Genomic DNA, 20,642 nt, shown 5'->3' on the forward strand with positions numbered 1-20,642 from the left:
AAGTTATACCGATTGTTCGGCTGATTTCAGGTATTATTTTTCGTTATTTTGGTATTAATCCGTTTTTTAGGGCTATATTTATGGCATGAAAAGAGAAAACCTACATCAACCATTCGAAATTAGTTTTAGCGAGCTTGACGAATCCTTGCTAAAAGAGCATGAACATACCTTTTTTGAATTAGTATATATTCTTTCAGGAACAGGCATCCAATGGATTAACAACAATATGTTTCCTTATCATGACGGACATTTGTTTATGATTACTCCCGGAGATACGCATTCTTTCGAAATCCATACAACAACTAAGTTTGTCGACATCAAGTTTAACGACATATATATACATTCTTCTGTTTTCGGTGCTGAAAATATTCAAAGACTGGAGTTTATTCTTCAACATGCTAATCATCAACCCGGTTGTATACTAAGAAATAAAGTAGATAAGTTACTGGTGAAACCCATGATTGAAGCTATTATCAGGGAATATATTAACCGAAATTTATACAGTAAGGAGATTATAACACAAATAATTAATACGATTATTATTGTGGTAGCACGCAATATCGCAATGTTCTTGCCTGAACAGGTGGATGAATGCTCTGAGGACAAATCGCTTGACATATTACAGTATATTCAAGCAAACATCTATAAAACAGGTAAAATCAGAGCAAAAGATATAAGCCAACATTTTGGCATTTCGGAGAATTATTTAGGACGATATATCAAAAAACATACTAATGAAACTATGCAGCAATACATTTTAAACTACAAACTAAAGTTAGTAGAAAATAGATTATTGCATAGTCAAATGAGAATTTGTGAAATCGTTGAAGAATTGGGATTTACCGATGAGAGCCATCTTAATAAGTTTTTCAAAAAGTATAGAGGATGCAGCCCCTCTAATTTCAGAAAGAACAATTTGAAGTAAACCATATACATATCCTTGTTTTTAGAGTTATTGAAACAATAGAAATGACTATTTTTGCATTATATTTATAGATGTCTATGACAAATACAGAAACCATACAATCACTCATCGATAGCGGAGAAGGCTATAATGTAGAGTTTAAAGTTCGTGTACCTTCAAAAGTTCGTGAACTAACAGAGGAAATTTGCGCTTTTGCTAATGCGGACGGAGGATATTTACTCATTGGTGTAGATGATAACGGTCAGATTATTGGCACAGATTTAGAGAATGACAAACGTTCAGCCATTCAAGGCTCTATCAGTGAAATATCTCCGGCTTTTCATTGTGATATGTATGCGGTAAATATCGGTGATAAGACAGTTTGGGTAATTGATGTTCCGTCAGGGAAAGATAAACCTTATATATTTTCCGGTTCTATTTTTGTGCGTGAGGGAGCAAACTCACAGAAACTTCGTACTGTCGAAGAAATGCGCAGTTTCTTTCAGGAATGCAACAAAATATTTTTTGATGCTATCCCTTGTTCGTGGTTCAACATTTACACAGATGCGGACGAACAAGCGATAAAAGACTTTCGCACGGAAGCAAAGCTAAGTCCATCGACTGCCAACAAACAGATATTTGAGAATTTGGAACTGTTTACGGATAAAGGAGTAGCCAAGAATGGAGCAGCCATGTTCTTTGGGAAACAACCTGAACGAAAGTTTCCACACGCAGTAACAAGATGTGTCCTTTTCAAAGGAACAACCAAAGTATATATCATTGATGATAAAACCTTTGGCGGTCCACTATACCAACAATATTTGCAGGCTATGGCATGGCTGGAAAGTAAACTGCAAGTAGCTTATAAAATTGAGGGGGCAGGACCAAGAGAAGAAATTTGGGAAATTCCTCTTACTGTGTTCAAAGAAGCCATTATTAACGCTCTCTCACATCGTGATTATTACGAACAGGGAGCAACCATTACAATAGAAATGTTTGATGACCGGGTAGAGGTTTCTAATCCCGGAGGGCTTTTGCCTATCGTAGCTAAAGATTTCGGGCACAAGAGTATGACACGTAATCCCTTAATCTTTGGATTATTTACCCGCATGCATTTGGTGGAAAGGGTTGCATCCGGTATTCCCCGTATGCAGGAAGCCATGAAAGAAGCTAATCTTCCTGAACCTGAATTTCATACGGACGGGATGTTTACGGTTATATTCAAAAGAGGTATCAGTATCAAGAATGATACTGTAAATGATACTGTAAATGATACTGTAAACTCAAAAGAACAAGAAGTACTAAATATCATCAAGCAATATCCGGGACTTAATTCGTCTAAGATTGCAGGATTAATAGGCAAAAGTGTTCCGACTGCTAAACGCTACTTAAATTCTTTGGTTAGATTAGATTTGATAGAGTTTAGAGGGGCACAGAAAAATGGAGGATATTATTGGAATAGCCAAAAGAGATGAAACACCAAGTAAAAATTATCATCATATTTAAAATTAGTATTTACAAATTTGCCCTATGAAAAATGTCAATATTCTATCTATCACAGAAGCTTATCGAAAACTAAGTAATACACTATTCCAAAAACTTATGAATAGTTACGGAATAATCAGTGGAATAAAAGATTACGAGCTTAATGGTATAGAATCTTTTGTGAATGAATTATTAAAAATAAAAAATAACATCACCATTGTTAACAACTATTATTTAGGATATTCAATACCACAAATTGGAAAAGAATTTGATTTACTTAGATTTGGCGATAATTATATTATCAACATAGAAATAAAAACGGAGAGTTCAATAGACAAGATATTCAAACAACAGCAAAAGAATAGATACTACCTCGAGTTCTTGGATAAGGAAGTTTATATTTATACCTATATTTTAAATGAAAATAAGCTTTATAAACTCATAATAAAAGATAGCAATAATGAAATAAAAGAAGCGACTTTTAATGAGTTGTGCAACAAGCTGTTTCTTCAAGAAGTAGTAACATTCAACAATATTGATGATTTATTTAATCCATCCGACTATTTAGTTTCTCCTTTCAATTCTCCTGAAAAATTTATGGCAGAAGGATATTTTCTTACAGTTCAACAAGAACAAATATATAATGAAATCCGAACAAAGTTATCTGACGCAACAACAAAATTCATAGCTTTAACAGGTAGTGCAGGAACAGGCAAAACATTATTGACTTATCATATAGCTAAAGAAAGCATTCGGAAAGGCGAAAAAGTACTTATTTTACATTGTGCTCCACTAAATAGTGGTCACAAAATCTTAATGGAAGAATATGGTTGGAGCATACATATGCCTAAATATGCTCCGAATACGACAGATTTTGACTTAATTATAATTGACGAAGCCCAACGAATGTATCCATATCAATTTGATAAATATATAGAGGAAGTGCGCACTTTCAATAAAAAATGCATATTCTCATACGATGAAAACCAATACTTGCGTGATAATGAGAAAAATTACCATACCAAAGAAAGGATTGAAAAAGAATTATCATGTACCCCCTATAAGCTAACAGATAAAATTAGAACAAATAAAGAAATTGCATATTTTATAAGACAACTTTTCAATCTCAAAAAGAATATATCCAACATAGACTATCCCAACATTGAACTTACATATTGCAAAAATTATTTTTCTGCAAAATCATTGCTGCAAGAATTATCGAAGAAAAACTGGAAAGTGCCTAATTACACACCGGGAACGCGCTCAACCTTCCATTATGAAGCATACTTATCCGGTGATACAGAAAGCGCACATTCTGTAGTTGGTCAAGAGTTCGACAACGTTGTGATAGTCATAGATGACTCTTTTAAATATAATTCTCAAGGAGATTTAATTGCTGATAATACTTATTATTCGCAAAGACAAATGTTATATCAAATAATCACTAGGACAAGAAAAAAACTGCATATTGTAATAATTGACAATGAAGTCATGTTAGATAGATGTATAGATATTCTAAATAAATAATTTCATCGACTTACTAACAAAAATCTAAATTAAAGAATTTAATATCAGAAAATGTACTATCTTCGCATTCAGAAATCGTACCCAAGATACAAACTTGTGTTGAACGGTGCAAAGCTGTGAAAACCTTATTCAAGGGACTTACATCGTAGCAAAGATATAACTTACTGAAAGATAGTGCCATATCAAACCGTTTTCGGTTGCTGGTGGCACCACTATCGATTCGGTAACAAAAAATCCCTTGAACTTTTGAAGTTCAAGGGATTTTTTTATCCTTCTTTTGCATCTACAAGCACCTATACTTTGGAGCTATGTAGTTTTTTATAAACCTCTATACGAGCATCTATTTCTGCTTGAGTTAAATGTGCAGGAAGTTCAATGGTAGTCCGCGGAGTTATTGCTACCAGCACTACATCTCCCAAACCTTTTTTGTACTCCTTGATCACGTTTGCAGTAAACTGACTGGATGAAATAACATCACGCATTATATTACCTTTTTTCATATCTCAAATTATTTTTTTGTTTTTTTTATATACACAAGCAGAATACAGATCTCCTTATACAGGCTCAGCTTGAGCTAAATTTTCCGGCTTAGATTTGTTTTCCAAAGAGATATTGATCGCATTCATACCTTTCACTCCACGTTCAAGGTCAAATGTTACGATATTATTTTCTGCAATATTACCAACGACATTGTTTACATGAAAAAAGTACTTCTCAACACCGGAAAGATCTTTAATAAAACCAAATCCTCTTGACTCATTAAAAAACTCAACCCGTCCTCTCAAAATAGTTGGCTCTTCATCCTCTTTTTTAGGAGTTGCTATAACTATTTCATCCGGGTTAATCTCTTCTTTTCTGACATTCTCTGTCGGAGGAGTTGACGTTATTCTCCCGTTCTCATCAACATAAGCAATCATATCTTCAAAGCTGTTTGAGCTGCCCGATAGTTTCTTACTTTCTTTCTTCTTTAATTTTTCTTCGCGTTTAGCGATTCTTTTCTTTTCATTTTCACGTTTACCTACTGTCATGGATTTTGCCATAGAAATAATATTTAGTTTATACTATATTTTTAATGAATAAATAATGTAATTGCTTACTTTCAAATAGTGAAATCAGCTTTATTGAGTTTCTTACCGGTTAACTTTTGAATATCATTCACCAGTTTACGTTCTTCCTGCGAACAGAATGTAAGTGCAGTTCCCGTATTCCCAGCTCTTCCTGTACGCCCAATACGGTGCACATAGGTTTCGGGAACATCCGGAAGATCATAGTTGATAACCAAAGGCAATTCGTTAATATCAATCCCTCTGGAAGCAATATCAGTAGCAACCATCACCCGAGTCTTTCCCGATTTAAAGTTGCCTAATGCAGACTGTCTTGCCGCCTGGCTCTTATTCCCATGAATAGCCTGGCTGCCAATTCCAGCCTTACCCAGAATCTTCACAATCTTATCAGCATTATGTTTCGTACGCGAGAAGATAAGTACTGACTGATCTTCTGCCTTCGACAATATCGAAATAAGCAACAGACTTTTCTCCTTCTTTTCAACAAAATACACCAGCTGTTTGATAGAATCTACAGTAGACGATTTCGGTGTTATATAAATCTTCACCGGGTTCTTCAACAGAGACTTAGTCAAGGAGATAATAGAATCAGGCATTGTTGCCGAGAAAAACAAAGTCTGCTTTTCTTTCGGAAGTTTGGGCAATATTCGCTTAATGTCATGGATAAATCCCATATCAAGCATACGGTCAGCCTCATCCAATACAAAATATTGGATGGCGTCCAAATGTATATGTCCCTGATTCATCAGGTCAAGCAAACGCCCCGGAGTAGCGACCAGAATATCAATTCCTTTACGCAACAGATCAACCTGCGGGCGTTGATTTACACCACCAAAGATTACTCCATGGCGAATACGAGTATATTTTGAATAATCGTCAATACATTCACTGATTTGCAAGGCAAGTTCACGGGTGGGCGTCAATATCAAAGCTTTGATTCCCTGTCGTCTGGCAGCCTCTTTATCCAGTTGCAAATGCTGTATGATAGGAATAGCAAATGAAGCCGTCTTTCCGGTACCAGTTTGTGCACAGCCTAATATATCTCTTTTTGCCAGTGCAGCCGGAATTGCTTTTTCCTGAATAGGAGTTGGTACTGTATATCCTTTTTCTTCAATTGCTTTTAAAATCGGTTCGGTTATATTTAATTCTTTAAATGTCATAAATGTTATTTTTGCTGTACTCAAACAGCGATTAGTTTTATATATAGTGGGAAACTCAGACAAATTCAATCATGAAAATCCAGATTTTCAATCATTAAGCCAGTTTATGGGTTGCCCAAAAAAACTCGCGTTCCAGTGTAGCCATAACTTCTTTTACGCTACTGATTTTTTCTGCGAGAAAGGCGTTGCTACCAGCAAATGCATAGCCTTTTTTCATATTTCCTCTAGCTGCATTATATAGAGCCTTAATAATGCAATAAGGACTTTTTGTATAATCACATGTTTTTATACAATGGAATGAGCAACTTTTAGGCCTCTCCAAACCATTATTCACATTGTGAATAAATTCTCCATCAATAGCCCTTCCCGGCATCCCGACAGGACTTTCAATAATAAGAACATCTTCGGACTTGGAATGAATATATACTTCTTTGAATGTTTCTGAAGCATCACATTCAAGGGTGGTAACAAAAATACTCCCCATTTGAACACCGGAAGCTCCCAATTCCATAAAATGTGCTATATCCTCACCTGTCGAAATTCCACCAGCAGCAATCACCGGAATTTGTTTCTGTTCTTTATAACTGGATGCAATCATCACCACTTCCGGAATCAATGCTTCCAGAGCATAATGCTGATCCTGTATTTGTTCTTTTTTAAATCCTAAATGCCCGCCGGCTTTAGGTCCTTCCACCACAATTGCATCGGGCAGATAGTTATAGTTTTTTTGCCACTTGTCACAAATAATCTTGGCTGCTCTTGAAGAAGATACAATAGGAACTAACTTGGTTACACTCTCCGGAGTCAGGTATGACGGCAAATCGAGCGGGAGTCCCGCACCGGAAAATACCACATCTATCTTTTCCTCAATCGCAGTACGCACCATATCGGCATAATTAGATAAAGCAACCATGACGTTTACGCCAATAATACCTTCTGTTTTTGTACGTGCCTTGTGAATTTCTTCTCTCAGTCCACTTATACATTTCTCCAGATAAGTGCCTTTCCCTTTGGGGTACAACAATCCCAGACCCGCACATGATATAACGCCTACTCCTCCTTCATTTGCTACTGCTGACGCCAGACCGGACAGTGAGATTCCTACTCCCATTCCACCTTGTATAACAGGTGTTTTAATTTCAATATTTCCTATAAAGAACGATTTCATATGTTTTATTTTGTATCGGCAAAACAGACAGATAGAGGTGAGCATACTTTATTCAAGTGCTCAATATTTGGTTCTGTCACGAATGATTTACCTTGTTGGATAATTTATTAAACTATTAGCTCCTGACTATTTCAAGAGTATTGTATTACAAAAAAGCCTAATAAATCTATTTTCAGAATGGAAAGTACAGGATTAGAAATTCCAAATTTTGCATAGAAGAGCCAGAATTAGCAGAACTTAAATGTAAAATGATTTTTCGTCCTCCCTATTCAGTAGAGACTCCTCCGTTGAATCATGAAACGGAAACAGCTTTTAAATAAAAGCAGAAGACAGTATCTTCTGCTTTCATTCGGATATTAATATCTTCTAGAGTTATTATAACCACCACGGCCTCCACCGTTTGACGGTCTTTCAGTACGAGGGCGTGCAACGCTTACTGAAATAACCTTCTGGTCGTATTCAACTCCATTCAGTTCATCAATTGCTTTTTGTCCTTCTCCATCGTTCGTCATTTCTACGAAAGCGAATCCTCTGGATCTACCAGTTTCTCTATCAAAAATAACTTTGGCTGAAGAAACTTCTCCAAACTCTGCAAATAAATTTGTTAAGTCGGCATCAGTTGTGCCATAGCTTAAACCTGAAATGTAAATGTTCATCTAAAAATTTTATTAAAATAAATACTATTTTGGAGTGAGGAGGATAATTACAGAAGAGGACTACTTACTAATAATATATTAAAAAGAAGAACTACACAATAATGATTCGTAACTCAAACTCTGGGAACAAAGGTAACACAATAAATTAGATAACTATGTTTTTATTCTATATTTTTCAATAGAAGCTCAATTATTATCATTTGTTAGCATGTCAATCACACAAAACAGTCACAATTAGCAATTCTCTCATTCATCCTTGACCATTTCCCATAATATATCTACTTTTGTTCCGGAACAATCATTAAGATACACCCTACAAATATATCCGAGGATGAAACTAAACACTACAACTAGAGAAGAAATGTGGGCAAAACAACATTTATCCGCTGTCGACATTAACTATGCCGTATGGGAACGGGATAAATCCATGCTTCATCAACTCTCGAAAATGGGTCGTAATTGCACATTTGTTGTCGATGTGTATAAATGCAAATATGCTTACGCCTCTCCGAATTTTGTTGATTTACTGGGATACGACAGCCACAAGATAGAAACATTAGAAAAACAGGGTGATTATCTGGAATCGCGCATCCATCCCGATGATCGTGCACAACTGGTAGCATTACAAGTCACACTAAGCCAATTTATCTATAGTCTGCCTTTTGAACAACGGAATAACTATTCTAACATTTACAGCTTTCGTATGCTTAATGCGAAACAACAGTACATACGTGTCACCAGCCGACATCAGGTATTGGAACAGGACCGCAACGGTAAAGCATGGCTTATCATAGGAAACATAGACATATCACCCTACCAAAGAGCCTCTGAAACCATAGATTGTACCGTCCTGAATCTAAAGAATGGAGAAATATTCTCTCCTTCCCTATCGTTAACGCCTTCTACCAATCTTACTAATCGGGAAATAGAAGTATTACGTCTTATTCAAAAAGGCCTGTTAAGTAAAGAAATTGCAGACAAACTATGCATTAGTATTCATACAGTTAATATTCATCGACAAAATCTGTTACGTAAGTTAGATGTACAGAATTCCATTGAAGCCATTCGTTTAGGACAAGAAAATGGATTGCTAGGTTAATACATGCAATCTTTCTCTCCCCGCACAGTTATCCAATCCGGCTAGGGTATCCATTCTACCACGCCCGCAACCGGATGTAATCTTCTCCATTCCTCAAATTCCAGATAACTACGTACACCATCCTGAATCACAGCTTGATAATACTCCACTCCCATAATTTTTTCCGTATCAGGCGTTTCGTATTTTAAATTCAGAATAGCCAGTCTCATTTCATCTGTCAATACTGCAGAAATGCGTTCGGCTACCCTTTCAAAGTAGCCATCATAACGAGAGCCTTCTTGGATATGAATCATATCCATTTGCCAAAGTTCTCCTTCCATATCCTGATACCATGCATGCCACTCTATACACGCTTCTGCTGTATGTAATAAGTTCGTATATTCAATCTTCTTTACGGACGTATTTTCCGCCAATTCAGCCATCGCCCGAAAGCTGGCAGACAAATCCAAAGGAGAAGTGTAAATATGAAAGTCAATATCCCGATGCTTCATCAATAATCCCGTACGCAACGAACCTACCAGATTCACTTTGGCACCAATCCCCTCCCATATCCGGACGACACGGGTATCCTCTATAATCTCCCAAGCTTTCTGCTGGTTACGTTTTGCCAATTCAAGAATGTTCATCTTTCTCCTTTTTAAGCATGCAAAAATAGGAAAAAGGATACATATATAGCTATAAATAACTATTTAATCCTTAAATGGGTTGAGCTAACTTTGCCTGCAATTTCAATTCTTCATCATACAACTAAAAAAAGATTATGATATTCAATCAAACAGAGAAACAGGAAAAAGAGTATTTACAGCAAGTCATAACCACTATAAATGATACGATTAACACCACCAGTACTTCCGTCAAAGAGCATATAGACACCCTGCAAGAGTACAAGGATTATCTATGGTCAAACAAAGATATCGATCCGCACGAAATCCGTTCCATGCGCGAAAGCATATTAAATCATTTTGCATTAGGTGAAAATGTAATTGACAAACGCAGGCGGCTAAGCAAAATACTGGATATCCCCTATTTCGGACGAATCGACTTTCAGGAAAAGAAAGACAAAAGCCAAGTTAGTCCAATCTATATAGGAATACATACTTTCTATGACTTCAATCAAAAAAAGAATCTGATTTACGATTGGCGAGCTCCTATTTCAAGCATGTTCTACGATCATGAATTAGGCAAAGCGTCCTACTCCTCTCCGGCAGGCAAAATTAACGGAACGATCTCACTCAAACGACAATATCGTATTCGTAAAGGAAAAATGGAGTATATGATTGAAAGTTCCGTAACTGTTCATGACGATATTCTGCAAAAAGAACTATGTTCCAATGCCGACAACAAAATGAAAAATATCGTCACGACAATTCAGAGGGAACAAAATCAGATCATCCGTAATGAAAATGCTTCTGTACTTATTATACAAGGTGTTGCCGGTTCAGGAAAAACCTCTATCGCGCTCCATCGTATTGCCTACCTGCTTTATGCACAGAAAGGACAGATTTCCTCCAAAGACATATTAATCATCTCCCCCAATAAAATATTTGCCGATTACATTTCTAATGTACTTCCGGAACTTGGCGAAGAGACCGTCCCCGAAACCAGCATGGAGCAAATTCTCTCGAATGTACTTGATAACAAATATAAATACCAGAATTTCTTCGAACAAGTAACGGAACTATTAGAAAACCCAACACCCGACTTTATCGAACGAATACAATACAAAGCCTCCTTCGAGTTTATATCACTACTTGACAAGTTCATCCTTTACATGGAAAACAACTATTTCAAAGCAACAGACGTAAAACTCACCAAATACATCACCATTCCTGCCGAATTTATTAACGAACAGTTCAAACGATTCCACCGCTATCCCATACGTCAACGATTTGAGACTATGACAGATTACATTCTGGAAATGATGCAACTACAATATAATCTCACTGTCAGCACTCCGGAGAAAAACCAACTAAAGAAAGAGATAAAAAAGATGTTCGCGGGCAATAACGATCTCCAAATCTATAAAGACTTTTTTGAGTGGATCGGAAAACCGGAGATGTTCAAGACACGCAAAAACCGGATACTGGAATATGCAGATTTAGCACCTGTGGCTTATCTGCATATTGCATTAAATGGGAACAACGTCCAATCTTATGTCAAACACCTTCTGATAGACGAAATGCAAGACTACTCTCCCATACAATACAAAGTGATTCAAAAACTTTATCCGTGTCGAAAAACAATTCTTGGAGACGCTTCCCAATCCGTCAATCCTTATGGATCTTCCACTGCCGGTATGATTCAAAAAGCATTTGCAAAAGGAGAAATAATGAAACTTTGCAAAAGTTATCGTTCTACTTTTGAGATTACCAGTTTTGCACAAAAAATTCAACCGAACAATGAATTAGAACCAATTATGAGACATGGAGAGCAGCCCAAGATTCTTCCATTCAGAAATACAAAAGAAGAGATCCGAGGCATTACGGATTTAGTAAACTCCTTCAAAAATTCCCATTATACCTCATTAGGGATCATCTGCAAAACAGAATCCCAAGCAAAAGAACTTGTTCAAAAGCTCCAGATATATGCAAACGACATCTCACTTTTGTCAAATCAAAGTTCTGCTTATGTGAAAGGGATTATCATCACTTCCGCCCATATAGCGAAAGGACTGGAATTTGACGAAGTAATCATTCCACAAACAGATGATAAGAACTATCATTCCAATATTGATAAAAGTATGCTTTATGTGGCAGTAACAAGGGCTATGCACAAGTTGACTTTGACTTATTCTGTTTCTTCACCCGGTTGTCAATTCCTGTAATAGAATATAACATCGAAAATTAATTGAGAGAAAAAGAACAACCAATCTCCTATTATTTTCTATTTTTGTACAATGGAAAATAAAGGAATGAAATACGAGTTTACCGCAAAAGTATGGAACTACTCATCGACTGTTGGAACGGGCGGTTGGCACATAGCCTGCCTGCCGAAAGAGATGTCCAAAGAAATAAGAGAAAATCTCGGTTTTTTAGAGGAAGGCTGGGGACGGTTGAAGATGACGGCCCAAATCGGCAATACCCAATGGGAAACCGCAATTTGGTTTGACACCAAACTTGATACTTATTTACTTCCTCTTAAGGCAGAAATCAGAAAAAAAGAAAAAATCGTAACTGATAAAGAGATAGAGATTATGATTTGGATTTAAAACAAGCAATTTCTAGTTTTTCTAGTGTATTTTGCGATTTAGTCAACACCTCATTAAACCAACAACTATAAAACTAAATGCTTTCTCTTTATTGCCCCTATAATCTACTCCTATTATTCTATTTGCTGATCATTTTTCTAATGTAAGCATTCGATTAAACTCGTCTTCTTAATATAATTCTCTTCTTTTACTAGTTTTTCTATCTTTCTTGGAAAAACTTGCAAAAGATTCAGAAACGACTTAGAGCTTTGTTAGTAAATCTCATATATATATTTGATTGCCTTTCCTTTTTTCATCAACTTGCTGGAAGATTCCTTTCTTTTCTTCATATATATTATAAACTTAATATCCGTGGGAAAAGGATCAAGAAAAAACAGCCAGATTCATTTAAACAAAACACTATTAATCATTTATTAGGACAAAGCTTAATATTACAACTGCTTCAAATCAAACACATAACTACAACCAAGCTATGCTGTTTTTCACTTTGAGGACACGCTTCCTCAGCATGGCTCATTTCTGAAATTTCATTAACCTTACTCTACTCAAGACCCATAACTTATAGCTTGGCATTGTAACCCACTAATACCTTTACCATATTTCTTATAAGATAGAAAATCCGAATAGAATAATAATTTATTTAGTTTGTAAAAACACCCTGTAATGGAGATGCAAAAAAGGTAATAATCCGCTTAACCTTCTTCGAAATTACAGAAACATAACCACTCATGTTTAAACGTAAGAACATATTTGAGAAATATTAACATTAGTCTGAGATATTCAATTCATATCTATTTCCCTACCTTTGCAAAATTAAACATCATAAGAATTATAAAGATATGACGATTCCATGTTAAACTCGAAATATTTTTATTACATTCACAGCATGAAATGCAGAATTATACTTGAACTGTTAGCAATTCTCCTTTTTACAGGATGTTATAATAGAGAACAAATATCCCGGCTCGACGAGGCGGAAGCACTGTTACAAAATAAACCGGACAGCGCCTTAACAATATTACAACAACTAAAACCGGAAGGAAACCAAGCAGAACAGGCCAGATATGCGTTGCTTTATTCAGAGGCTTTAGACAAAAATCACATCAAAGTAACCAATGATTCGCTCATTCGCCGGGCTTGGAGCCATTATAAGCATCATCCCAAAGATTTACGCCGCCAATGCAAAACTCTCTATTATTGGGGACGGGTTAAACTGCGCGTAGGAGACAAGCCGGGGGCGTTACGTCTTTTCCTGGAAATTGAAGAGAAACTGAAGGATACCAATGAACCTTATTATACAGGGCTTTTATACAGTCAAATCGGTGAAGTGTATTATGACCAGATGAACTATAGCCGGGCTTATCATTATTTTCGTGAAGCTCGCAATAACTTCCGGCAGTCTGATAACACTCATGAAGAAACTGAGGCAACTCTCGATATGGCAGCCGCAACTTTCAATTCGAAAGATATGGAGAAAGCCATGCGACTCTATTCTGCCGCACTCGATTTGGCTGATGAGCACAAGTATGACAAGTTAGCCAAAGCCAGTCTCACCAATCTTGCTTCTCTCTACGTGGTGTCAGGCAAGAAACAAATTCCTCATGACCTACTGCAACGTATAGAACTCTCTGCCCGGCAAGATACATTATACGGATACCATACATTAGTAGATGTGAATCTCCTGAAAAACCGTATAGACAGCGCACGCTACTATCTGGCGCTCGCAGAAGCGCATACTACCGATATTCGTGATATGGCAGACCTCCAATACACCGCTTATCGGATTGAAGCGCAAGCCAAAAACTTCGAGAAAGCAACCGAGAAGATACACCACTATATCTATCTGACTGACTCTCTGACACGTTCGAATATGCAATTCTCTGCCGGTATGGTTGAACGTGAGTATTTCAAAGAACAATCGGGTTTTACCGAATACCGGATGAAAAACCGCATTATTTGGGAGACTGCCACAGCAGCCACAGTTCTCCTAATAATAGGGGTGGGCTACTATATCATTCGTCAACGTCTGCGCCTGCAACGTGAACGTACTGACCACTATCTGCTACTCGTCGAAGAAGCCAACTCCGAATACAAAAACCTGATCGAACATCTGGAAGGACAACGCAATGCAGAAAGTCATTTAAAAGGTTTGATAGCTTCGCGATTCGACATCATTGATAAACTGGGAAAGACTTACTATGAACGCGAAAATACCGCTTCTCAACAGGCAGCCATGTTTCAGGAAGTGAAGCAGATAATCACCAATTTTGCAGAAAACAATGAAATGCAGCAAGAACTAGAACTGATCGTAAATACCTGCCACGATAATGCCATGGAAAAACTTCGAAAAGATTTCCCGGCAATGAAAGAAGCTGACATCCGGCTACTTTGTTATATTTTCGTAGGTTTCTCTCCCCAAGTGATAAGCTTGTTTATGAAAGACACGGTCGCCAATGTGTACGCCCGTAAATCACGACTCAAATCGCGTATCAAATCGGCAGAAACCACCAATAAAGGCTTGTTTTTAACACTTTTCGGATAGGTGTTAGACGAGTGTTAGAAATCTTAGCATACAACGAATATAATCACCTGAATATCAACACACTTTAAAATAAAGTGTTAGATTTACAAGACCGCTTCATAACTCAAAAAAGATGTAATCTCACTACTTTTGTATTCGAAAAATTAGAAAAAAAGAAAAGATTATGAAGAAGATTGTTATTCTATTAAGCGCCATACTTTTCATGGTAGCTTGCGAAAAAGGAAACGAAGAAGCGAAAGAAGCAAAAGTAGTAGTATCAGTTTATGATGAAAATGGAAAAATTGCAACGGGCGTTCCCGTAAAAATGTATAATGAAAAAGATTATAAGATTTTTGAAAAAGATAATCTGACCTTGCCTACTGCAAGCGCCCAGACAAATGAAAGCGGTATAGCCACCTTTACCCTGCCACAAGAAGAATGGTTCGCTACGCAATCACAGCGATTCCTGACATTCGTGGTACAAGAAGGAGGTGGACCCGTCAACTACCAGATATGGTCTGCCGGCAAGACCGTAGAAGCCGGAAAAATCATAAAAATAGAAATACGTTTAACCCAATTCCCTAACTAAACTTTTATCACATGAAACAAACCAGACTTCATAGCATTACAGCACTTTGCCTGCAAATGGCTATAACACTTATATTACTAAGTTGCAGCACTGAAAATGACGAGTACAAAAAAGATTCGCCTTTGGAGCAACAACCATCCGCTCCCACAGGAGCCTTACTGGAAGATTTCTCCATCGAACAGTTACCCTCAAAAACAATTTATGCATTAGGAGAAAATATAGACTTAACCGGCCTTAACGTGACAGGCAAATATGATGACGGGAAACAACGGCCTGTAAAAATTACCCTGAAACAGATCAGTGGTTTCTCTTCATCCACGCCTGTCGATAAACAAGAAGTAACCATCACACTGGAAGGAAAACAGAAAAGCTTTTCTGTTCAGGTTTCACCCGTCCGTGTAGAAAACGGAGTATTGACGGAAGTATTGAAAGGATATAATGAAATCAGACTTCCCAATAGCGTGAAATCAATCCCGAAAGCTGCCTTCAGCAACAGCCAAATAGCAAAGGCAGTACTCAATGAAGGACTAAAATCGATTGGAGATATGGCTTTCTTCAATTCAGCTATTCAGGAAATAGTATTTCCATCAAGCCTGGAACAGATGGAGGAAAACATATTCTATTATTGTCATGACCTGAAAAAAGTAGATTTAAGCCAAACTAAGCTTGCCAAACTTCCCGCTAGCACTTTTGTATATGCGGGCGTTGAAGAAGTGCTGCTGCCTTCGACACTGAAAGAAATCGGAGCACAGGCATTCCTTAAGACATCTCAACTGAAAACGATTGAGATTCCGGAAAATGTAAAAACAATCGGATTGGAAGCATTCCGGGAAAGTGGCATTACAACCGTGAAGTTACCGAATGGTGTTACAACCATAGCGCAAAGAGCCTTTTATTACTGTCCGGAATTGGCGGAAGTGACCACCTACGGGAGTGCTTTCAATGATGATCCCGAAGCTATGATTCACCCCTACTGTCTTGAAGGATGTCCGAAATTGGCTCGCTTCGAAATACCTGAAAGTATCCGGATATTGGGACAGGGACTACTGGGTGGTAATAGGAAAGTGACCCAATTAACCATTCCGGCAAACGTCACACAGATTAATTTTTCGGCTTTCAATAATACAGGTATTAAAGAAGTAAAGGTAGAAGGGATAACACCTCCGCAGGTGTTTGAAAAAGTATGGTACGGATTTCCGGATGATATTACCGTCATTCGTGTTCCTGCCGAATCTGTGGAAAAATATAAGAACGCAAATGGTTGGAGGGATTTCACAAACAAGATAACAACGTCCTAACAGTTCTCCAGTTTTTCGATTATAATCGAATAAAGTTGGTTTAATATCGACTTTTCCGGTTATAATCGAAATAACTTAAGAAAAACACTGCATTTTTGATAATAGCCGGAAAAATCAGTACTATTAGATTATCTATTTAAATTTCCCCATTCACCCCTAATCCGAACAAGGCAAAATCGCCCAGACAAGGATCATCCGGAAAGACTTTAGCCAATGCTGCCGTTATCTGGCGGGCATTTTTCAAAGAAAAGGTTTCCGCATCCGTCAATTTAAAATAATGGGCTACCCGGCAGACATGTGTATCCAAGGGAACAATCAAATCCCTGCGATCAAAACTCTCCCAAATACCCAAATCGACCGCCGAGTCCCTGCGAATCATCCAACGCAAAAACATATTAAGTTTCTTTTGAGGACTTTTGGCAGAGACTTCAAGAAATGCACATAGCTTTTCCATCGGTATTCCGGGGTATGTCTTCAAGGCTTCTTCCAGACTTTCAAACTGTGTATAAGCAATGTATAATCGCTGGAAATATCCATAGAAATCAGCATGTGACAGCATCCGATAAAAACTACCGGTTGCCCCTGATGGAAAATCTTTCTCCCACTGACGGGACAATACATACTGATAAGGCGAATCTCCCATTAGCCCGTGCAATTCGTCCGCTTTCTTCAAAATCTGTTTGCGATTGCCAAAACTCATAATTGCCGTCAGCAAACCGCTGACTTCGATATCCTGTTTCAGCGTGTAACGATGGGGAAACTGCACCGGATCACTTTGTATAAAGTCTGCGCAGTGATACATCTCCGCACACATTAAAAGTTTATTCTTTATATCTTCAGTCATTTCGAGAAAGTATCAAGTATTGAGAGTACAAAAATACATATTCTAGTTGGATTTCCTCTTTAAGTAAATGATAGATTGCATCCCCAAGAGAATAACAAACAAATATTCTGCTGTCATAAACACAGTCAGGGAAGCATGAAAATATCCACTCAACAGATACAAATAAACCAGATATATCAAAATAGTGCTTAATTGAAAGACAAAAGCGAGTCTCGTCTTTCCCATACCGGTAACAGCGTTGACATAAACATATCCGGGCAATGCAAAAGCATAATTCAACAGCATGACTATAAAAGGATAAAAAGCCAGTCTCACCAGCTCCTCATTATTCGTATAAAATCCGATAATCCATTGGTTACCCCAAAGAGCTATACCTATCAATGGAAGCCCCACGACATACCCCAGCCTAAGAACTTTACGGCAAACGGGAAAAAGTTCTTTGCCTTCTCCCGCTCCTATCAAATTACTGACCAATGAGCCCGTGGTGGACGCAAAAGAATTGACTATTACAAAAAAGACAGTAGAAACACTACGGGTTATATTGGAAATGGCAAGTTCCGTCTTTCCCAGATGTTCGATAGCAACAAAGAACAAAAACCAGGGAGCAACGCTGATAAAAGCATGAAGCATGCTCCATACAGACAATCGCAATAACTTCATCAACAACTTCCCATCGTAGACGACCTTCAATCCATATTTCACTTTATCTATCTTCACCCACATATATAATAGGAATATGGCAAAAGCTCCAAACTCTGCTAAAGAAGAAGCCATAGCCGCTCCGGATATGCCCAGATTCAGTTTGAATATCAGTAAATAGTTGAAAGGAATATTGATGCAAACAGCCGTAGCAGCAGCTCCGGACAGTGCTTTGGTGGTTGTGATCCCTACCAGGAAAGAGCGGAAAGCTAAAAAAGGGAATGAGAACAACAGCCCGAAACTACGCCAATCCAGATACTGAATCACCGCCTGGTAGATTTCGTCGGAAGTAATCAATTGACACAGGATCAAGGGAGAAGCCCAATGGAGCAACAGGCAAAGAATGATTGCCATTCCCGACAGAAAGTATAACCCTTGAAAAAAAGTGCGTCCTGTCTCTTTATACTGCCGTTCCCCATTTCTCCGGGCAATCATCACCTGCATCCCGATGCTGAATCCGAAACCCAACATATAAACAGCCAAATAATAGATTCCGGCAAGTGCGGAAGCTCCCAGTTCTACCTCTCCCACGTGCCCCAGAAAAACAGCGTCGGTAATATTGATTAATTGTTCCATCAGAATGCTCATCATCACAGGAAAGTTGATGAGCCATATTTGCTTATATGTATAATTCATTGCTCAACTTAAAAATAACACGATACGGCATACCACATTCCCATGGCAGTACACAGTTTCGCAAGTTTATAAAAATGGATATAAAACTCTTTGACAGACGAGTAGTTGCCTGTCAGATAGCTGAATAGACTTATTAGAAATGATGCTATTCGTTGAGCGTAGCTAGATACAGAGTTTCATAAATGGATGAATATTACTGGTTTCTCAATCAATTACGCAACAAAGATAAGAAATCTTATTTTCATATCCCAATGTGGTATGGTATTGGCAGATTACTTATAGTAAGGAAATGCATCAGAAGCATCAATTACGATATTAACAAATTGATTTATAAAGATATACATATTTCGAAAGTAAAAAGAATGATGATAAGATATCTTTCTCTTTTGAAAAAAGCATATCATTTTGAAAAGAGTAGTAACCAATAAATAACCAGATAACAATGAAAATTTGCAAATTCGAGAAAATAAAAGATGAAGATGAAATAAGACAGGTAATCAATTGTATTCAAAACGAACATCCTTATGTAGCTGTAGTTCCTACATTGACACCATTGCAGGAATGGTTACAGTCTATTTCCGCCAGTTGGTTTCACGAAGAAGATGAAGTTTCCCATGCCACAGTCAATATCATCGGGGAGTATTGCTGCACCCTTGCCAATCATCTACTCACAGATCCGCAACTCAATCAGGAAATGAAAACCCGGATTCAAGAATGCATAAAGAAAATACATATACTTGTGGAGGACAAAGCAGATTTCCTGATTGATAAAATGATAAAAGCCAAGGTATACGGATTATCCGGCGATTTACTTACTTATTGCTTACGTCAACAAGGACTTCGGGCCCGGACTTTAGATACCGGCAAATTTATGCAGCTCAATCTGGAAAGAAAACCGGACATTCCATATATCCAGGAATCTATCCAATCATATATCGACGAAAACCGGAATGTAGATATTTTTATCGCCCCACTTTCCATTTGCAGAAACGTGTATGGTGAAATAGACTTCATGAACGAACAACGTAATGATTACTATGCCACAGTGCTTGCTGCCCTGTTCAAAGCCGACGAAATACTTTTATCTACTCCCATCAACCATATTTATGCAAACCTGAACTGCCGGAGGGAGCAACATTCTCTTACTTATACAGAAGCAGAACAACTGATTAACAGCGGAGTACATCTGCTCTATGCAGACTGCGTCACCCTTGCGGCACGCTCCAACATAGTTATCCGCCTGACCGACCCGCACGACCTGACAACGGAACGGCTCTATATCTCTTCTCATGACGCAGGAAACAGTGTCAAAGCCATTCTCTCACAGGATTCGGTTACTTTTGTGCGTTTCACCTCATTGAATGTATTGCCCGGCTATTTGTTTATAGGTAAAATATTGGAAGTTATCAACAAATATCAAATTAATGTCATCTCAATGGCCTCATCCAATGTATCCGTTTCAATGATATTGACAGCCAGTCGGGATACGTTACGAATCATCCAAAAGGAACTATATAAATATGCCGAAATGATTGCGGATGAAAACATGTCTGTAATACACATCATCGGCTCACTTCATTGGGAACGTACCCAAGTAGAAAGCCATATTATGGATACCATCAAAGACATCCCTATATCTCTCATTTCTTATGGGGGAAGCGATCATTGTTTCACACTATCCGTGCACAGCACATATAAAAATAAACTAATCAGTTCGCTATCCAAACAATTTCTCGAAAACCAGTGCGCGGCCTGATTCAAATAAAGTGCATCTCAAAAGTCTT

At 37.7% G+C, this 20,642-nt stretch carries 19 protein-coding genes; 10 read left to right on the forward strand and 9 right to left on the reverse strand.

Translation table 11 applies throughout. The features are described from left to right. Window positions 1–85 precede the first annotated feature (85 nt). The 3 genes from GD631_RS01810 to GD631_RS01820 all read left to right on the forward strand — a co-directional run bounded on the left by GD631_RS01810 (window position 86) and on the right by GD631_RS01820 (window position 3,916). Window positions 86–925, forward strand: coding sequence for an AraC family transcriptional regulator (locus tag GD631_RS01810; protein WP_008656803.1), 840 nt, complete (start codon window positions 86–88; stop codon window positions 923–925). A 77-nt stretch (window positions 926–1,002) separates the two neighbouring features. Continuing rightward, the gene (locus GD631_RS01815; RefSeq protein WP_143260258.1) at window positions 1,003–2,379 is read left to right on the forward strand and encodes an AlbA family DNA-binding domain-containing protein; all 1,377 of its coding nucleotides are present in this window, start codon (window positions 1,003–1,005) and stop codon (window positions 2,377–2,379) included. 55 nt (window positions 2,380–2,434) lie between these two features. After that, window positions 2,435–3,916: a DNA/RNA helicase domain-containing protein gene (locus tag GD631_RS01820; RefSeq protein WP_143260257.1), complete on the forward strand. Its 1,482-nt coding sequence runs from the start codon at window positions 2,435–2,437 to the stop codon at window positions 3,914–3,916. Window positions 3,917–4,209: 293 nt separating this feature from the next. On the opposite strand, the gene GD631_RS01825 is transcribed toward GD631_RS01820, so the two are convergent. The 5 genes from GD631_RS01825 to GD631_RS01845 form a co-directional block, all read right to left on the reverse strand. Further along, complete coding sequence (locus GD631_RS01825) at window positions 4,210–4,416, reverse strand: hypothetical protein (protein WP_143260256.1); 207 nt, start codon at window positions 4,414–4,416, stop codon at window positions 4,210–4,212. A 54-nt stretch (window positions 4,417–4,470) separates the two neighbouring features. Then, a complete protein-coding gene (locus GD631_RS01830; protein ID WP_143260255.1) occupies window positions 4,471–4,956 on the reverse strand; it encodes a cold-shock protein in 486 nt (161 codons plus the stop codon). A gap of 59 nt (window positions 4,957–5,015) precedes the next feature. Continuing rightward, window positions 5,016–6,140, reverse strand: coding sequence for a DEAD/DEAH box helicase (locus tag GD631_RS01835; protein ID WP_143260254.1), 1,125 nt, complete (start codon window positions 6,138–6,140; stop codon window positions 5,016–5,018). Between the two features lie 94 nt (window positions 6,141–6,234). Continuing rightward, a complete protein-coding gene (locus GD631_RS01840) occupies window positions 6,235–7,308 on the reverse strand; it encodes an NAD(P)H-dependent flavin oxidoreductase (RefSeq protein ID WP_143260253.1) in 1,074 nt (357 codons plus the stop codon). A 356-nt stretch (window positions 7,309–7,664) separates the two neighbouring features. Next, window positions 7,665–7,964 (reverse strand): RNA-binding regulator, encoded by a 300-nt coding sequence (locus GD631_RS01845; RefSeq protein WP_004315028.1) that lies wholly within the window; start codon window positions 7,962–7,964, stop codon window positions 7,665–7,667. Window positions 7,965–8,295: 331 nt separating this feature from the next. Here GD631_RS01845 and GD631_RS01850 point away from each other — a divergent pair, with 331 nt between their 5' ends. Next, window positions 8,296–9,063 carry a LuxR C-terminal-related transcriptional regulator gene (locus GD631_RS01850; protein ID WP_143260252.1) on the forward strand — a complete coding sequence of 256 codons (768 nt, stop codon included), beginning with the start codon at window positions 8,296–8,298 and terminating at the stop codon, window positions 9,061–9,063. 41 nt (window positions 9,064–9,104) lie between these two features. Here GD631_RS01850 and GD631_RS01855 read toward each other — a convergent pair whose 3' ends face one another. Next, entirely contained in the window at window positions 9,105–9,689 is a 585-nt protein-coding gene (locus tag GD631_RS01855) for a phosphoglycerate mutase family protein (protein WP_143260251.1), read from the reverse strand. 134 nt (window positions 9,690–9,823) lie between these two features. Here GD631_RS01855 and GD631_RS01860 point away from each other — a divergent pair, with 134 nt between their 5' ends. Beyond that, window positions 9,824–11,887, forward strand: coding sequence for a HelD family protein (locus tag GD631_RS01860; RefSeq protein ID WP_143260250.1), 2,064 nt, complete (start codon window positions 9,824–9,826; stop codon window positions 11,885–11,887). Window positions 11,888–11,974: 87 nt separating this feature from the next. Continuing rightward, window positions 11,975–12,271, forward strand: coding sequence for a DUF1905 domain-containing protein (locus GD631_RS01865; RefSeq protein ID WP_143260277.1), 297 nt, complete (start codon window positions 11,975–11,977; stop codon window positions 12,269–12,271). A 545-nt stretch (window positions 12,272–12,816) separates the two neighbouring features. On the opposite strand, the gene GD631_RS22400 is transcribed toward GD631_RS01865, so the two are convergent. Next, entirely contained in the window at window positions 12,817–12,942 is a 126-nt protein-coding gene (locus GD631_RS22400) for a type II toxin-antitoxin system antitoxin SocA domain-containing protein (protein WP_425321962.1), read from the reverse strand. Between the two features lie 215 nt (window positions 12,943–13,157). Here GD631_RS22400 and GD631_RS01875 point away from each other — a divergent pair, with 215 nt between their 5' ends. The 3 genes from GD631_RS01875 (at window position 13,158) to GD631_RS01885 (ending at window position 16,679) form a co-directional block, all read left to right on the forward strand. Next, entirely contained in the window at window positions 13,158–14,813 is a 1,656-nt protein-coding gene (locus GD631_RS01875) for a tetratricopeptide repeat protein (RefSeq protein WP_143260249.1), read from the forward strand. A 163-nt stretch (window positions 14,814–14,976) separates the two neighbouring features. Then, window positions 14,977–15,381 carry an Ig-like domain-containing protein gene (locus GD631_RS01880; RefSeq protein WP_143260248.1) on the forward strand — a complete coding sequence of 135 codons (405 nt, stop codon included), beginning with the start codon at window positions 14,977–14,979 and terminating at the stop codon, window positions 15,379–15,381. A gap of 11 nt (window positions 15,382–15,392) precedes the next feature. Next, a complete protein-coding gene (locus GD631_RS01885) occupies window positions 15,393–16,679 on the forward strand; it encodes a leucine-rich repeat protein (protein ID WP_185911553.1) in 1,287 nt (428 codons plus the stop codon). Between the two features lie 136 nt (window positions 16,680–16,815). Here the strand turns inward: GD631_RS01885 and GD631_RS01890 are convergent, their stop codons facing one another. Both GD631_RS01890 and GD631_RS01895 read right to left on the reverse strand, forming a co-directional pair. After that, window positions 16,816–17,523 carry a TIGR02757 family protein gene (locus GD631_RS01890; RefSeq protein ID WP_143260247.1) on the reverse strand — a complete coding sequence of 236 codons (708 nt, stop codon included), beginning with the start codon at window positions 17,521–17,523 and terminating at the stop codon, window positions 16,816–16,818. Window positions 17,524–17,565: 42 nt separating this feature from the next. Next, a complete protein-coding gene (locus GD631_RS01895) occupies window positions 17,566–18,858 on the reverse strand; it encodes an MATE family efflux transporter (RefSeq protein ID WP_143260246.1) in 1,293 nt (430 codons plus the stop codon). 442 nt (window positions 18,859–19,300) lie between these two features. Here GD631_RS01895 and GD631_RS01900 point away from each other — a divergent pair, with 442 nt between their 5' ends. Continuing rightward, on the forward strand, window positions 19,301–20,614 hold the full coding sequence (locus tag GD631_RS01900; protein ID WP_143260244.1) for an amino acid kinase family protein: 1,314 nt from the start codon (window positions 19,301–19,303) through the stop codon (window positions 20,612–20,614). The last annotated feature ends 28 nt before the right edge of the window (window positions 20,615–20,642 follow it).

This window comes from Bacteroides luhongzhouii, assembly GCF_009193295.2.
Lineage (GTDB): Bacteria > Bacteroidota > Bacteroidia > Bacteroidales > Bacteroidaceae > Bacteroides > Bacteroides luhongzhouii.

What these genes read in the sequence shown, in the direction of transcription:
- GD631_RS01810 (WP_008656803.1), top strand. Translation starts at nt 86, where the DNA reads ATGAAAAGAGAAAACCTACATCAACCATTCGAAATTAGTTTTAGCGAG.
- GD631_RS01815 (WP_143260258.1), top strand. Translation starts at nt 1,003, where the DNA reads ATGACAAATACAGAAACCATACAATCACTCATCGATAGCGGAGAAGGC.
- GD631_RS01820 (WP_143260257.1), top strand. Translation starts at nt 2,435, where the DNA reads ATGAAAAATGTCAATATTCTATCTATCACAGAAGCTTATCGAAAACTA.
- GD631_RS01825 (WP_143260256.1), bottom strand. Translation starts at nt 4,416, where the DNA reads ATGAAAAAAGGTAATATAATGCGTGATGTTATTTCATCCAGTCAGTTT.
- GD631_RS01830 (WP_143260255.1), bottom strand. Translation starts at nt 4,956, where the DNA reads ATGGCAAAATCCATGACAGTAGGTAAACGTGAAAATGAAAAGAAAAGA.
- GD631_RS01835 (WP_143260254.1), bottom strand. Translation starts at nt 6,140, where the DNA reads ATGACATTTAAAGAATTAAATATAACCGAACCGATTTTAAAAGCAATT.
- GD631_RS01840 (WP_143260253.1), bottom strand. Translation starts at nt 7,308, where the DNA reads ATGAAATCGTTCTTTATAGGAAATATTGAAATTAAAACACCTGTTATA.
- GD631_RS01845 (WP_004315028.1), bottom strand. Translation starts at nt 7,964, where the DNA reads ATGAACATTTACATTTCAGGTTTAAGCTATGGCACAACTGATGCCGAC.
- GD631_RS01850 (WP_143260252.1), top strand. Translation starts at nt 8,296, where the DNA reads ATGAAACTAAACACTACAACTAGAGAAGAAATGTGGGCAAAACAACAT.
- GD631_RS01855 (WP_143260251.1), bottom strand. Translation starts at nt 9,689, where the DNA reads ATGAACATTCTTGAATTGGCAAAACGTAACCAGCAGAAAGCTTGGGAG.
- GD631_RS01860 (WP_143260250.1), top strand. Translation starts at nt 9,824, where the DNA reads ATGATATTCAATCAAACAGAGAAACAGGAAAAAGAGTATTTACAGCAA.
- GD631_RS01865 (WP_143260277.1), top strand. Translation starts at nt 11,975, where the DNA reads ATGAAATACGAGTTTACCGCAAAAGTATGGAACTACTCATCGACTGTT.
- GD631_RS01875 (WP_143260249.1), top strand. Translation starts at nt 13,158, where the DNA reads ATGAAATGCAGAATTATACTTGAACTGTTAGCAATTCTCCTTTTTACA.
- GD631_RS01880 (WP_143260248.1), top strand. Translation starts at nt 14,977, where the DNA reads ATGAAGAAGATTGTTATTCTATTAAGCGCCATACTTTTCATGGTAGCT.
- GD631_RS01885 (WP_185911553.1), top strand. Translation starts at nt 15,393, where the DNA reads ATGAAACAAACCAGACTTCATAGCATTACAGCACTTTGCCTGCAAATG.
- GD631_RS01890 (WP_143260247.1), bottom strand. Translation starts at nt 17,523, where the DNA reads ATGACTGAAGATATAAAGAATAAACTTTTAATGTGTGCGGAGATGTAT.
- GD631_RS01895 (WP_143260246.1), bottom strand. Translation starts at nt 18,858, where the DNA reads ATGAATTATACATATAAGCAAATATGGCTCATCAACTTTCCTGTGATG.
- GD631_RS01900 (WP_143260244.1), top strand. Translation starts at nt 19,301, where the DNA reads ATGAAAATTTGCAAATTCGAGAAAATAAAAGATGAAGATGAAATAAGA.